This is a genomic window from Marinospirillum sp. (genome assembly GCF_014859565.1).
The window spans coordinates 22,531-34,977 of the sequence record NZ_JACUUA010000003.1 but is presented as its reverse complement, the minus strand read 5'-3'; the positions used below and the strand labels follow the sequence as shown (position 1 = coordinate 34,977).

Below are 12,447 nucleotides of genomic sequence, written 5' to 3'. Positions count from 1 at the left end.
CTTATATCCGTGTATCAATGATTTGCTGGTTGTTTGTGCTATTTTTCAGTTTGGAAGGTGTGCCCAGATGACAATCCACCCGCTCAACTTCTGCACCCACTCTGCGTAATCGTGCCTCCAATAATTCAGCCTGATGACTGATCGGTGCAAAGGCTGTTTCTGATTCCACCCAGATGTCCGCTTTCAGCTGCTCACCCTTGAGACGCAGCAGGGTATGAATTTTACCCCAATCCTGTAAATCAAAACTCAGCTGTACTTCCCAGCAGCGTGTCTGACGCTCCAGCTCTTCCAATGCCGCCTCCGCATCCTTTTCATCAATCCAGCGGCGAATTTCCAGCTGTGCCTGAAACCAGTCACCACGAATAGCATAAGGCAAATCCAACTGCAGTATCTGGCCTGGCTGCCCCCGCTCATGAGTGGCTTGGGTAGCCTGTAAGCTGCTTTGCTGTAAAACTTGAATACGAGATTCAGCAGCCTGCAGCTGTTGGGCTATCTGCTGGGTTACCTGTTGTTGTCTGGGGGTGCTGGTCTGTCCCTGCAAGGCACCCTGCCGGATCAGAGCGCTGGCTTGCTGCAATAAGAGTTTAAGATCACCACCAGTCGGAGAGGTCTGAGCTCCTCTAGCGATATTGGCTTCCAGCAGCAATCCGCTGAACGGAATAAACTGCTGCAGGGCATTGGCTGTAGGGGGTTGATTGCCCTGAGGTATCAGCCGTAACAATCCACCCAGATGCTCTCGGAGGGTATTCACCGGATTGCTGGTTTGTGGGCTGGTGCTACTGTTGGTTGTGGTTACCGGGCGATCCGCCGTGCGTGGGGTCTCATTACCGGGTGTGGTTGGTAGTTGTCTGACCAGTTGTGCCAGCTGTTGCAGCGGTTGTGACAAGGGTGCCTGACGAGGCAGGGCTTGCCTGAGTTGTGCACCGGCCATTTCCAGCAGAGTCTGCAAACTGGCAGGTGGTGGTGTGTTACGGTTTGATGCCGTATTGCTGCCGGGATTCTGGGCTGGCAGCAGTTGATCCAGCTGCTGTGCCATTTCACGGGTCAGTAACCGCAACTCCAAGCCTGCTTCGGTGCGGGTCAGGTGGATCTGCTGGCCGGTAGCCAGCGGACGATCCAAAGGTAGCTGCAGTGTCTGCCCAGAGGAAAGTTGTAAGGAAACCAGTTGCCTGCCGCCTTGTGTCAGGCTGCTGCTGACTTCACCACGAATACCGCTGCCAACCGGCAATTGCAAGTTGTTGGTACCGCTGAGCTGAATTTGCAGTGCCGGAAGCTGAGCCAGTAATCGACTGGCAACTGTGGCAGGAGTTGGGGGTAGCAAGCGCAGCTGCAGCTGGCCATCATTGCGGCCTTGCAGCTGTAATTGTTGTCCTTCCGCTAATGGGCGATCCGTTCGCAGTGTCAGTTGTTCACCACTGGTTAGCTGTACCTGCACCCGGTAGCCGTCACCCTGTGCAGCTGGTTGGCTGGAAATCACCTGCCCACTGCTGATCTGCCCACTTGCAAGTGGTCGGCCTTCCAGCGGTGTTGCACGCATACTGACAGGGCTGCCTGCTGGCAGGCTGTCTGATCTGCTGGTAGTGGTCAGTGGCATACCCTGCATGGTTTCTCTCCTGTAAGCGACCGCCTTAGGCACGCGTGTCGGGTAGCGGTTTAAGCGGGATCATAGTAAAGTGTGGCACCTATTTGAACCGCAATTTTGTAAGGTTCCTCGTTTGAATATCCAGCAACCCACCAGTTCAGTGCCCCTGCTCGCTGTGCATCAGCTCAGTTGTGAGCGAGATGAACGAGTGCTTTTTTCACACCTGAATTTTGAGGTTCATCTCGGTGACATCCTGCAGCTGGAAGGCCCCAATGGCGTGGGAAAAACCAGCCTGATGCGCCTGCTGGCGGGTTTGTTACCCCATGCTGAAGGAGAGGTCTACTGGCAGGGTAAACCCATACAGGATCAGCAGGAAGAATTTCTTCAGTCGATGTTGTTTATTGGTCATCTGGCCGGTATCAAAGCTGACCTGACTCCGCTGGAAAATCTGAGCTGGTTTGCTGCTCTGGAAGGCCTGCAGGATGAAGCCCTGCTGGAGCAGGCGCTGCGTCAGGTTGGTTTGCAGGGTTATGAAGATCATCCTTGCCAGCACCTCTCGGCAGGGCAGAAAAGACGTGTAGCACTGGCACGCCTGTTGTTCACACAACGTCCGCTGTGGTTGCTGGATGAACCTTTTACCGCGCTGGATAAAGATGGAGTGACCGCAATGGAATCCTTGCTGGTATCTCACGCCAATCAAGGCGGAGCAGTGATACTGACCAGTCATCACGCACTGGAAACCCTGCCCGGATTAAGAAAAGTACACCTGGGTGCACACTCATGACTGATTTGCTTGTCACTGGCACAGTAAAAGCTGCGGCTTTTTGTCGCCTGCAGACAAAAAAAACGAACTTGCCGGGGCTGGGTGTGGTCTTTTCTGCAGCCTTAAAACGTGAATGGCGATTACAAGTTAGGCGGCGGGGTGATCTGGTTAATCCGCTGGTGTTTTTTGCACTGGTGGTGGTGCTTTTCCCACTGGGTATTTCTCCCACCGAAGAAATCCTTGCGCCGGTTGCACCGGGAGTGCTCTGGGTGGCAGCATTACTGGCTGTGCTGATGTCGCTGGATGCTTTGTTTCGCCCGGATCTGCAGGATGGATCGCTGGAACAAATGCTGGTCAGTGGTTATCCTGCCGCGCCTTTGGCACTGGCCAAGTTGGCAGTGCACTGGTTACTGAGTAGCCTGCCACTGGTGCTGTTGTCGCCTTTTATGGGGGTGATGCTTTATTTGCCCTGGCAAGGGCAGGGTGTATTGATGTTATCGCTGTTGCTGGGCAGTCTGGCGCTCACGCTGGTGGGTGCCATAGGAGCTGCGCTGACAACTGGGGTTGGCAAATCCGGGGTATTAATGACGCTGCTGGTACTGCCTTTTTATATCCCGGTGCTGATTTTTGGCACCGGAGCCATGCAGGCAGCGATTGGTGGTCACCCACCAGGCGCTCACCTTGCCCTGCTGGCGGCATTAACACTGCTGGCGCTGGCACTGGCGCCCTGGGCAATAGCAGCCGCCTTGCGGATTGCGGTTTCCGGCGAATGAAAATAACAAAAGGGTAACTGAACGTGTGGAACTGGCTGAAAACGCTTTATCATCGTCTTGGCTCGCCTAAATGGTTTTATCAGATCACCGGCACCTGGTTGCCCTGGTTTGCAATATCCACTGTCCTTTTGCTGGCGGTAGGACTGGTCTGGGGTTTGGCCTATGCCCCGATGGATTATCAGCAGGGTAACAGTTTTCGGATTATCTACATCCATGTGCCCGCCGCTTTTCTGGCGCAGTCGGTTTACATAATGATGGCTGTAGCTGGTGTGGTGCTGCTGGTGTGGAAAATGAAAATGGCCGATGTGGTGGCACAGGCGCTAGCTCCCGTGGGTGCCGCAATGACCTTTATTGCGCTGGTCACAGGTGCCATCTGGGGAGTGCCAACCTGGGGTACCTGGTGGATGTGGGATGCTCGCCTGACAGCCATGCTGATCCTGTTTTTTCTTTATCTGGGGGTGATAGCACTGCGTGAAGCGGTTAAACCTCAGGAAGTTGCTGCCAAAGCCTGTGCACTGCTGGCCATCGTTGGCGTGATCAACATTCCTATCATTAAATACTCGGTGGATTGGTGGTATACCCTGCATCAACCCGCCACCTTTACCCTGACAGAAAAACCAGCCATGCCTGCCTCCATGTGGGTGCCGTTGTTGATTATGGTACTGGGTTTTTATGCCTTGCTGGGCTGGTCAGTATTGTTGCGTGCCAGAGCGGAAATCCTGCGGCGCGAATACAAAGCTGGCTGGGTTCGCGAAATTTTGCAACGGAAGTGAACTATGTATTTTGACAACTTGTCTGACTTCCTTCATATGGGTGGCCACGCGTTATATGTGTGGAGCTCGTTTGGCATCAGTTTGTTGCTGATGGTTTTAAATATCCTGCTGCCCTGGTGGGGTCTTAAACGCACTAAAGCGCAGTTGCTGCGTCAATTGCGACGGGAGCAAGCTGCTTATCAGGCAGAAAGCTCCACTGCGGAATAATCGTTTTTAATGTAATCAAGGGTGACTTAAGCATGACACCAAAACGTAAACAAAAGCTGTTGCTGATCGGTTTGATGCTGGGCACGGTGTCGATTGCCGTGGGTTTGACGCTGTTTGCACTCAGCTCCAACATCAACCTGTTTTACGCTCCAACTCAGATAGTGCAGGGTGAAGCGCCGCTGGATCGGGAGATCCGCGCGGGTGGCATGGTGGTCGAAGGCAGTGTGCAGCGTGATCCTTCCAGCCTGAAAGTACGTTTTGCGGTGACGGATTACAACGAAGAGGTCTGGATCAATTTTGAGAAGATCCTGCCGGATCTGTTCCGCGAAGGACAGGGTGTGGTGGCTGTTGGTCGCCTTAATGAGCAGGGTGAGCTGATGGCCAGTCAGGTGCTGGCACGTCACGATGAAAACTATATGCCTCCCGAAGTGGCTGAAGCCCTAAAAGCAGCTGGTCAGATGCCGGATCACTCACCCTTTGCACCACCCGCTGCCGAACAACAATACTGATTTTTCGACCCACCGACCTGACAAGGTGTATTGAATGGATGTTCTTTTTCTGCCAGAGCTGGGGCAGTTTGCGCTGATTCTTGCACTGGCAATGGCCTGTGTGCAGGCTTTGCTGCCTATGATTGGCAGCTTCACCCGCCAGCCTCTCTGGCTGGCTTATGCCCAGCCGGCAGTTTGGGCACAGTTTGCCTTGCTGACTATCAGCTTTGCCTTCCTGACCGCCAGTTTTCTGCTGGATGATTTCAGTGTTATCTATGTTGCCAACAACTCCAACTCTGCACTGCCCTGGTACTATAAATTCAGTGCCGTCTGGGGTGCCCACGAAGGCTCGCTGTTGCTGTGGTTGTGGATTCTGGCTGGCTGGAGTTTTGCTGTATCTCTGAGTCGCGGTCTACCCGTTGAGATGTTGTCGCGGGTATTGTCGGTACTGGGTTTTATCAGTATCGGCATGATGTTGTTTGTGATCCTGACTTCCAATCCGTTTGACCGTTTTCTGCCACGTATTCCGATGGATGGTGCAGACCTGAATCCAATGCTGCAAGATCCCGGACTGATATTCCATCCGCCCTTGTTGTATATGGGATATGTTGGTTTTGCGGTCACCTTTGCTTTTGCGCTGGCTTCACTCTGGACCGGCCAGTTGGATTCAGCCTGGGCGCGCTGGAGCCGTCCCTGGACGACCTCGGCCTGGGCGTTTCTTACTGCCGGTATTGCACTGGGTTCCTGGTGGGCTTATTACGAACTGGGCTGGGGCGGCTGGTGGTTCTGGGATCCGGTGGAAAATGCTTCCTTCATGCCCTGGCTGACCGGTACTGCCCTGATGCACTCACTGGCAGTGACTGAAAAACGCGGGGTGTTTAAAAGCTGGACATTACTGCTGGCAATCACCACCTTCTCACTCAGTCTGGTCGGGTTTTTCCTGGTTCGCTCCGGTGTGCTTAATTCTGTTCACGCTTTTGCCAATGATCCTGATCGTGGTTTTTTCCTGCTGGTGCTGCTGGCTGTTACAGTCGGCATTTCGCTGCTGGTTTATGCTCTGCGGGTTCCCAACCTCAAGGCGCGAGTCAGTTATTCACTGTTATCAAAAGACGTTTTCCTGCTGGCTAATAATATTCTGCTGGTGGTGGCTTGTATTACGGTGCTGCTGGGTACCCTCTACCCACTACTGCTGGATGCATTGGGCAAAGGCAAAATATCGGTAGGTCCTCCTTATTTTAATGCCCTGTTTGTGCCACAGATGCTGCTGCTGGGTGTGTTTATGGGTCTGGGGCCGATGACAGACTGGAAAGCCATGCAGTGGCAAAAGCTGAAGAAAAAAGTCTGGTTGGCTGGTGCTATTGCATTGGTGCTGGGTTTTGTGCTGCTGCCCTGGCTGTATGATGGTGAATGGCGACTGCTGGTTGCACTGGGTCTGACCTTGTTCCTGTGGGTCGTCACCACCAGTCTTCGAGATTTATGGGAAGCTTCACGCGGCAGAAATGGCTGGAAAGGCATCACCCGCAGCCGCTGGGGTATGTTCTGGGGGCACATCGGTGCTGCTCTAATTGTGCTGGGTGTCACTATGGTGTCCAACTACGGTGAAGAGCGGGATGTGCGTATGGCGCTGGGTGAGACAGTGGTGGTCAAGGATTATCATTTCACCATGACCGAACTAACGCATCGTGAAGGCCCCAATTTTATTGCTGACCGTGCCATTGTTGAAGTGCGTAACAGTCAGGGACGCCTGCTGAGCACTCTGACACCGGAAAAGCGCCTTTATCCTGTACGGGGTATGCCCATGACTCAGGTAGCGATTGACTGGGGGCTGTTGAAAGATGTGTATGTGGCAATGGGTGATGAGCTGGCAGAAGATGCCTGGGCCATGCGTATTCATTACAAACCCTATGTGCGCTGGTTATGGCTGGGTGCTTTTATAGCGGCTCTGGGTGGTTTTCTGGCCATCAGTGATCGCCGTTATCGCGCCCGTGTAGCATCTCTTCCACCCGCTCAGGGCGTGAAAACGGAGTAAATGATGAGACGTTTCCTGCTGTTTATACCTTTGATCATTTTTGTCGTGGTGGGGGTGTTTTTATACAAAGGGCTGAGTATGGATCCGGGTGCACGGGATTCTGCCTTGCTGAATAAACCCCTGCCGGACTTTTCCTTGCCGCTGCTGGATGATGAGTCCAGGATCATCACCCGTGATGAGCTGCTGGGTGAAGTGTTTCTGCTGAATGTCTGGGGCAGTTGGTGTCCCAGCTGTTATGACGAGCATGATGAAATCCTGCGTATGGCTCAGATGGGTGTGCCAGTTGTGGGACTTAACTATAAGGATGAACGCCCGAAGGCTTTCCGCTATCTGGCACAGCTGGGTAATCCCTACGCGTTTAATCTGTTTGAGCCGGATGGTGTGCGGGCACTGGCCTTTGATCTGGGTGTGTATGGCGCACCGGAAACCTTCCTGATTGATCGGCAAGGCATTGTACGTTACCACCTCGCCGGGGTGATTACACCAGCTCTGGTTGATGGAAAGATCCTGCCGGAGGTGCACAAATGGCAAAACGTCCGCTGATTTTATTGCTGTTGTTACTGGTGTTTTCTGCCTCGCAGGCGGCGATAGAAGTTTATGACTTCAGTAGTGAAAACAATCGCCTGCGCTTTCAGCAGCTGGGTGGAGAACTACGTTGCCCCAAGTGTGAAAACCAGAGCATAGTGGATTCCAATTCACCCAGTGCTTTTGATATGCGACAAGAGCTGTTTCGCACTCTTGAAGAGGGATATACCGATGAACAGGTTTTTGACTACATGAAAGCACGTTTTGGTGAGTTCATCATGTACCGTCCACCGGTTCGCAGTGATACCTGGCTGTTATGGTTTATGCCGCCCCTTCTGGTACTGGCAGGTCTGTTGTTGGTGTTTTTTCTTGCCCGCAGCAGAAAAACTGGCACCAGTACCACAGTGGTGAATGAAACCTCCACATCGGAGCGTCAGCTGCGCCTGCAGCAGATACTGGAGCTGGAGCAACAACAGCCTAAATCAAACAACGCCATACAAAAAAACTTTATACAAAATAACAAGGAATCCTCATGACACCCTTGTGGATCGGACTTTTCCTGCTGGCTGTTCTGACGGCACTGTTTCTGGTCTGGCCAGCAGTCCGCAGAGAAAAACTGACAGTCTTGCTGCACGGTCAGCAAAATGCTCGGCAACTGGCCAATATTGACCTTTACAAACAAAAACTGGCTCAGCTGGATCTGGATTTGCAGGAAGGTCGTATCGAAAGTGATGCCTACCCACAGATGAAAGCCGAGGTGGAAGACCTGCTGCTGGATGATGCACAGTTCAGCAAACAACAAACCTGGCAGACTGCTGGTAAACCGCTGGTGATCAGTAGTCTGGTACTGGTGATGGCAGCAGTGCTGGCTTTTTCATGGATGTTGTACAGTCGTATTGGTGCTGTTCCGGGGCTGGAAATGTACTTTGCCCAGCAACAGTTGATACGGGAAGGGCAGCAGGATTTTGGTAGCCTGTTAAAACGCCTGGAAGATACTGTAAAAGCTAACCCGGATGATGTTGAAGGCTGGTCACTGCTGGCGCGTATTTATCTGGATATGGGGCGGCTGGAAGAGGGTGCAGCGGCAATCGAAGAAATCATCCGGATTGATGGCCCCAGTGCACGTTTGCTGGCACAACAGGCGCAGGCTTTGTATTTCCGTGATGGCAGCAGAGCCACACCCAGAGTTCAGGCGCTGATTGATCAGGCCTTTGCGCTGGACCCGAACGACCCAGCGACACTCAGCTTTATGGGTATGGTCGCTTACCAGCAGCAGGACTGGGATGCCGCACGTCGTCACTGGGAAGCTGCTTTACCCCGCGCAGGTAATATCTCCGCGGTGGAATCTCTACGTGAAGGGATTGAGGATGTGCGTCAACGCCTGGGTATGGAACCATTGGAAGGCAGCACAGGGCCGCTGTTTGCCGTGACAGTCAGCCTCAGTAATGCTGCTTCCTTGCTGACTGATCCCAGAGCTACTGTATTCATTTTTGTACAACCGGAGGGTGGTACAGGTGCACCGGTTGCTGCTGCCCGTCTGAGTGTGGCGGATTTACCGGCCACAGTACAACTGAGTGATAAACAGTCCATGATGCCGGATCACAAGTTGTCCTCGGTGGAACGAGTAGTGATTCATGCGCGTGTAGCCATGGGTGGCACGCCTCAGGCTCAGGAAGGTGACTGGCAAGGACAAACCGAGGTGCTGAAGGTGGATGGTCAGCAGCGCGTGGAGCTGGAAATCAACCGACAGTTGTAAGGGAAAACCACATCCATGCGCCTGAAAGCCATCAAGCTGGCGGGGTTCAAGTCCTTTGTGGACCCCACCACGGTGAGTTTTAAAAGCAACATGACGGCCATTGTCGGTCCCAACGGCTGTGGCAAATCCAACGTCATTGATGCGGTGCGCTGGGTGATGGGTGAGTCTTCCGCCAAGTACCTGCGTGGCGAATCCATGACCGACGTGATTTTTAACGGCTCGCGTAATCGCAAGCCGGTCGGTCAGGCTTCAATCGAACTGATTTTTGATAATCGTGAAGGCAAACTGGGCGGGGCTTATGCCCAGTATGCTGAAATATCCGTCAAGCGGGTGGTCACCCGTGACGCCCAGTCCAGTTACCTGCTGAATGGCACCAAATGCCGCCGCCGGGATATCACCGATCTGTTTCTTGGCACCGGCTTAGGTGCGCGCAGTTACGCCATTATTGAACAAGGCATGATCTCGCGCCTGATCGAGGCACGCCCGGAAGAGTTGCGGGTGTATCTGGAAGAAGCTGCAGGGATCTCCAAATACAAAGAACGCCGCCGCGAAACCGAAAACCGCATGAAACGCACCCAAGAAAATCTGGAGCGTCTCAGCGATGTGCGTGATGAGCTGGGTCGCCAACTGGAACGTCTGGGTCGTCAGGCAGAGGCAGCACGGCGTTTTCAGCAACTCAAAGCCAGTGAACGGCGGTATAAATCCGAACTGGCGGTTTTGCGCTGGCGTGAAGCGGATCACCGACTGGCGGCTACCCTTGAACAGCTGGCTGAATTGGAATTAAAGCAAGAAGCCTGCCTAGTCACCCTGCGTCAAGGTGAAGCTCGGCTGGAATCCAGTCGTGAACGTCAGGCTCAGGCCAGTGATGCACTGGATCTTGCCCAGAAAACCCTCACCGAAACCAGCCTGCAAATTGCCCGTCTGGAACAGGGTCTGCAACACCGCCAGCAACGTGAACGTCAGTTACAGGTGGAGCTGGAGCAACTGGCGCAGCAGCAGCGTAAAGCGGAAGAAGAACAACAACAGGATCAGGAACTGTTAATCCAGTTGCAGGAAGAACTGGCAGAAACCACCCCGCTGGTGGAGGAGCTGGCGGAACAGGATGCCATCGAGCAGGAAACGCTGGATCAGCTGGAAGAACAACTGCATCAACTGCAGCACAGCTGGGACAGTTTTGTATCGGGTGCGGAAAAGGATCAGCGTGAAGCCGCATTGGCACAGGCGCGTATCCAGCAGCATGAACGCAGCCTGCACAGCCTGCGTGAACGAATGAGCCGTCTGCAGGAACAACAAACCAGCCTGACAGACATCAGTGACGAAGAAGAACAGGTTGAACAACTGGCAATGGAGCGTGAAGCCCTGCAGGATCGGCTGCTGGAAATGGATGCCAGTGAAGACACTCGGCGCGAAGAACGCAGCCAGTTACAGGAACAACAGAAACAACTGCGGCAGCAACTGAACCAGTTAACCACCCAACTGCAACAGCAACAGGGGCGGTTAGCTTCACTGCAGGCCTTGCAGCAGGCAGAGCTGGATGGACAGGATGCTGAGCTGGAGCACTGGTTGCAAGAACAGGAACTGCATCACTGGCCACGCCTCGGAGAAGTGTTACAAGTCGAAAGTGGCTGGGAAAAAGCTGTCGAAGTGGCATTAAAAGACAGTCTTAGTGCTTTGCTCAGTGAAGTACCACTGGATAACAACTTGCCGGAGCGTTTGCAGGATCTGCCTGCCGGTGATCTGCTGTTGTATCAGCAGGGGCAAGCGATGGTTGAAACCAGCTACCCTAGCCTGTGGCAAAAAATCCATAATCCCCGGCAACTACCCGCCAGCCTGACTGCTCGATTACAACAAATCCATACCTGTGAAACCCTGAGTCAGGCCAGTGCAACACGCCAGAATTTACCCCCCGGTCATAGCCTGATCACACCACGCGGTGAACAGATGTTTGTTGATGGCCTGCATTTGCAGGCGAAACAGGCAAGGAATACCGGTGTGCTGGCCAGACAGCAGGAAATCCGACGGCTGGAAGAATTACAGGCGCAGCTGGAACAACAGCTGGAGGTGTTGCAACAGCAGGAAGATCAGACCGCTGTGGCACTGGAGAGCTGTGAAACCCAGCTGCAGGAATTAACCCGACAGCGCAAACCCCTGCAGACCCAACTGGCGGAACTCAGCAGTAGTCATGCCAGCCTGCAAACCCGTATCCAGCACAGTCAGCAGCGTAGCCAGCAACTGCAAGAAGAATTACACCAGCTGCAGCAGGAACAACATAACCTGCTGGAGCAACTGGAGCAGGATCAACACCAGTGGCAGGAATCTCTGCTGCAGGTAGAGAGCAACACTGAGCAGCGGGATAACCGTCAGCAGCAGCGCGAAACCCTGCAGCAGCAGCGTGATACAGCCCGCCAGCAGTCGCGTCTAAAGCAACAGGCCTTGCAGGAAGCCCGACTGCGGCAACAACAATTAATCACCCGTGAGCAGGCGGCCAATCAGGCGTTACAGCGCCTGCAACACCAGCGTCAGGCACAGCTGGAAAAACATCAGCAACTGTTGCTGGAGCTGGAAGCCGCACGCGAACCCGGTGATGAACACACCGAACAGTTGGATAATCTGTTGCAAGAACACCAGCAGCAGGAAGAACAGGTACAACAGCTGCGGCAGGTGCAACAACTGGCACAACAGGAACAACGGGAACTGGAACAACAACGCACGCTGCAGGATCGGGAACTGGATCGCCTGCGCGGCCTGCTGGAACAACAGCGCCTGCAACAGCAGGGGTTAATGGTCAAGCGTGACAGCCATTTGGAGCAGCTGCGTGAGCTGGATCTCACCCTGCGTTTGGTGATGGAGCAGCTGCCGGAAGATGCACTGGAATCCCGCTGGCAAGCAGAATTGGAAGATACCCAAGAACGCATTCGTCGCCTGGGAGCCATCAACCTGGCCGCCATTGAAGAATACGACCAGCAGGCTGAGCGCAAGGATTATCTGGATGCCCAGAATGCTGAACTGGAAGATGCACTGAATACCCTGGATCAGGCCATCAGTCGTATCGACCGGGAAACCCGTCTGCGCTTCAAGGAAACCTTTGAACAGGTTAATCAGGGATTACAGGAACTTTTTCCGCGCGTGTTTGGTGGTGGCACGGCCTGGTTGCAGTTGATCGGTGATGACCTGCTGGAAACCGGTGTAGCCATCATGGCACGACCGCCCGGTAAAAAAAATGCCACCATTCATCTATTATCCGGCGGTGAAAAAGCCCTGACCGCGCTGGCTCTGGTGTTTTCCATTTTTGAGCTGAACCCTGCACCCTTTTGTATGCTGGACGAGGTGGATGCACCACTGGATGATGCCAACGTTGGACGTTATGCACGACTGGTGAAAGAAATGTCCGGTCGCATTCAATTCATCTACATTACCCACAATAAACAAGCGATGGAAAGTGCTGAACAGCTGATGGGGGTCACCATGCAGGAGCCAGGTGTCTCCAGATTGGTGAGTGTTGACCTTGAAGAAGCTTCTGCTATGGTCGCAAGCTGACGTTATTTTTACTG

General features: G+C 53.7%; 11 protein-coding genes. 10 read left to right on the top strand and 1 reads right to left on the bottom strand.

Going from position 1 to position 12,447, the window contains the following annotated elements:
- Nucleotide 1: 1 nt before the first annotated feature.
- The gene (locus tag IBX50_RS01035; protein WP_292252660.1) at nt 2-1,603 is read right to left on the bottom strand and encodes a flagellar hook-length control protein FliK; all 1,602 of its coding nucleotides are present in this window, start codon (nt 1,601-1,603) and stop codon (nt 2-4) included.
- Between the two features lie 112 nt (nt 1,604-1,715).
- Here IBX50_RS01035 and ccmA point away from each other — a divergent pair, with 112 nt between their 5' ends.
- The 10 genes from ccmA to smc are packed head-to-tail and all read left to right on the top strand — an operon-like array spanning nt 1,716 to nt 12,433.
- The gene (gene ccmA, locus IBX50_RS01030; RefSeq protein WP_292252659.1) at nt 1,716-2,366 is read left to right on the top strand and encodes a cytochrome c biogenesis heme-transporting ATPase CcmA; all 651 of its coding nucleotides are present in this window, start codon (nt 1,716-1,718) and stop codon (nt 2,364-2,366) included.
- The gene (gene ccmB / locus IBX50_RS01025; protein ID WP_292252657.1) at nt 2,363-3,118 is read left to right on the top strand and encodes a heme exporter protein CcmB; all 756 of its coding nucleotides are present in this window, start codon (nt 2,363-2,365) and stop codon (nt 3,116-3,118) included. Before ccmA ends, ccmB begins: the two co-directional genes overlap by 4 nt.
- 23 nt (nt 3,119-3,141) lie before the next feature.
- Nucleotides 3,142-3,891, top strand: coding sequence for a heme ABC transporter permease (locus IBX50_RS01020; protein ID WP_292252656.1), 750 nt, complete (start codon nt 3,142-3,144; stop codon nt 3,889-3,891).
- Between the two features lie 3 nt (nt 3,892-3,894).
- Entirely contained in the window at nt 3,895-4,098 is a 204-nt protein-coding gene (gene ccmD / locus IBX50_RS01015; protein ID WP_292252654.1) for a heme exporter protein CcmD, read from the top strand.
- Between the two features lie 32 nt (nt 4,099-4,130).
- On the top strand, nt 4,131-4,607 hold the full coding sequence (gene ccmE / locus IBX50_RS01010; RefSeq protein ID WP_292252653.1) for a cytochrome c maturation protein CcmE: 477 nt from the start codon (nt 4,131-4,133) through the stop codon (nt 4,605-4,607).
- 34 nt (nt 4,608-4,641) lie between these two features.
- Entirely contained in the window at nt 4,642-6,615 is a 1,974-nt protein-coding gene (locus IBX50_RS01005) for a heme lyase CcmF/NrfE family subunit (protein ID WP_292252652.1), read from the top strand.
- On the top strand, nt 6,616-7,158 hold the full coding sequence (locus tag IBX50_RS01000; protein ID WP_292252650.1) for a DsbE family thiol:disulfide interchange protein: 543 nt from the start codon (nt 6,616-6,618) through the stop codon (nt 7,156-7,158).
- Nucleotides 7,140-7,676: a cytochrome c-type biogenesis protein gene (locus IBX50_RS00995; protein ID WP_292252649.1), complete on the top strand. Its 537-nt coding sequence runs from the start codon at nt 7,140-7,142 to the stop codon at nt 7,674-7,676. The genes IBX50_RS01000 and IBX50_RS00995 overlap by 19 nt, the downstream gene beginning before the upstream one ends.
- Nucleotides 7,673-8,896: a c-type cytochrome biogenesis protein CcmI gene (ccmI, locus tag IBX50_RS00990; protein ID WP_292252648.1), complete on the top strand. Its 1,224-nt coding sequence runs from the start codon at nt 7,673-7,675 to the stop codon at nt 8,894-8,896. Before IBX50_RS00995 ends, ccmI begins: the two co-directional genes overlap by 4 nt.
- Before the next feature lie 15 nt (nt 8,897-8,911).
- Nucleotides 8,912-12,433, top strand: a complete 3,522-nt coding sequence (gene smc / locus IBX50_RS00985) for a chromosome segregation protein SMC (protein WP_292252646.1) — start codon at nt 8,912-8,914, stop codon at nt 12,431-12,433.
- Nucleotides 12,434-12,447: the final 14 nt, after the last annotated feature.

Coding starts and splice junctions, on each gene's coding strand:
- IBX50_RS01035 (WP_292252660.1), bottom strand. CDS start 1,603: ATGCAGGGTATGCCACTGACCACTACCAGCAGATCAGACAGCCTGCCA.
- ccmB (WP_292252657.1), top strand. CDS start 2,363: ATGACTGATTTGCTTGTCACTGGCACAGTAAAAGCTGCGGCTTTTTGT.
- ccmD (WP_292252654.1), top strand. CDS start 3,895: ATGTATTTTGACAACTTGTCTGACTTCCTTCATATGGGTGGCCACGCG.
- ccmE (WP_292252653.1), top strand. CDS start 4,131: ATGACACCAAAACGTAAACAAAAGCTGTTGCTGATCGGTTTGATGCTG.
- IBX50_RS01005 (WP_292252652.1), top strand. CDS start 4,642: ATGGATGTTCTTTTTCTGCCAGAGCTGGGGCAGTTTGCGCTGATTCTT.
- IBX50_RS01000 (WP_292252650.1), top strand. CDS start 6,616: ATGATGAGACGTTTCCTGCTGTTTATACCTTTGATCATTTTTGTCGTG.
- IBX50_RS00995 (WP_292252649.1), top strand. CDS start 7,140: ATGGCAAAACGTCCGCTGATTTTATTGCTGTTGTTACTGGTGTTTTCT.
- ccmI (WP_292252648.1), top strand. CDS start 7,673: ATGACACCCTTGTGGATCGGACTTTTCCTGCTGGCTGTTCTGACGGCA.
- smc (WP_292252646.1), top strand. CDS start 8,912: ATGCGCCTGAAAGCCATCAAGCTGGCGGGGTTCAAGTCCTTTGTGGAC.